Origin of the sequence: Dyadobacter subterraneus (assembly GCF_015221875.1) — a bacterium.
Lineage (GTDB): Bacteria > Bacteroidota > Bacteroidia > Cytophagales > Spirosomataceae > Dyadobacter > Dyadobacter subterraneus.
Window position 1 is genome coordinate 1 of record NZ_JACYGY010000014.1, and the last position, 1024, is coordinate 1024.

Sequence of the window (1024 nt, forward strand, 5' to 3'; positions counted from 1 at the left end):
CTTTGTCATCGACAGGCCCATCAACCGCCTTTCGTTCGAGACTTACGTCGAGAAGGTGCTGCTGCCCGAGCTGCGCCCCGATGACGTGGTCGTTATGGACAATCTCTCCAGCCACAAAGGGCCAAGGGTTCGCGAAATGATCGAAAGCGTTGGTGCGAAGCTAGAGTACCTCCCACCGTACAGCCCCGATTTCAACCCGATCGAAAACGCATTCTCAAAGCTCAAAGCCCTGTTGAGAAAAGCCGCCGAACGGTCCATCGAGAGCCTCTGGACAACAATCGGGCGACTACTCCAACTCTTCACCCCAGACGAATGCCGCAACTATTTCGCAGCCGCAGGCTATGATGCAGCGTGATCGGATTCCGCTCTAGAGCAAGCGTGTTCATCTGGAGAGGCCAGGTGCGGCTTGGCGCACGCACCTGGCCGAACCGTCACACTGATTATTTGACCAGCGCTGCGGCCATGATGGTCCCGGATGATACCGACTCCAGATCTTCATCCGTCAGATCCGGGCTTCCCGCCGCGATCGCCTTGGCCAGATCGTTGTGGCTGAGGTCGATACCTGCGTCCTTGGCAGCATTCACGATCGCATCCGGGGTGGAGCAGGCCTTCACCGCCGCTGCAAAGGCGCTGTCGGTAGCCAGCTTGCTGCGAAAATCATCAATGGAACTCATTAGACTTTCTCCATCAGTTGCCATCAAATCCTCGGCGGATCTGATGTGGGCGCAAAGTGTCACTTTTGCGGACTTAAAGAAATTCGGGTGAACCACTAAGGGATACTACTTAGGCGCTTCGATCACGCCTGGCCGAACCGTCACACTGATTACTTGACCAGCGCTGCGGCCATGATGGTGCCCGAGGATACCGACTCCAGATCTTCATCCGTCAGATTCGGGCTTCCCGCCGCGATCGCCTTGGCCAGATCATTGTGGCTGAGGTCGATACCGGCGTCCTTGGCAGCATTCACGATCGCATCCGGGGTGGAGCAGGCCTTCACCGCCGCTGCAAAGGCGCTGTCGGTAGC

General features: G+C 57.5%; 3 protein-coding genes. 1 reads left to right on the forward strand and 2 read right to left on the reverse strand.

Annotation, left to right across the window (positions count from 1 at the left end; translation table 11 throughout):
* Positions 1 to 355 (forward strand): transposase (locus IEE83_RS33785; RefSeq protein WP_194124960.1); only part of this gene is annotated, 355 nt, incomplete at its 5' end.
* An 85-nt stretch (positions 356 to 440) separates the two neighbouring features.
* Here the strand turns inward: IEE83_RS33785 and IEE83_RS33790 are convergent.
* The gene (locus tag IEE83_RS33790) at positions 441 to 698 is read right to left on the reverse strand and encodes a Nif11-like leader peptide family natural product precursor (protein ID WP_228102202.1); all 258 of its coding nucleotides are present in this window, start codon (positions 696 to 698) and stop codon (positions 441 to 443) included.
* A gap of 125 nt (positions 699 to 823) precedes the next feature.
* The coding region (locus tag IEE83_RS33795) for a Nif11-like leader peptide family RiPP precursor (RefSeq protein WP_127582476.1) at positions 824 to 1024 on the reverse strand (201 nt) is incomplete at its 5' end.

Bases quoted from the DNA above. Each gene is read 5' to 3' on its own strand.
- IEE83_RS33790 (WP_228102202.1), bottom strand. From the start codon at position 698: ATGGCAACTGATGGAGAAAGTCTAATGAGTTCCATTGATGATTTTCGC.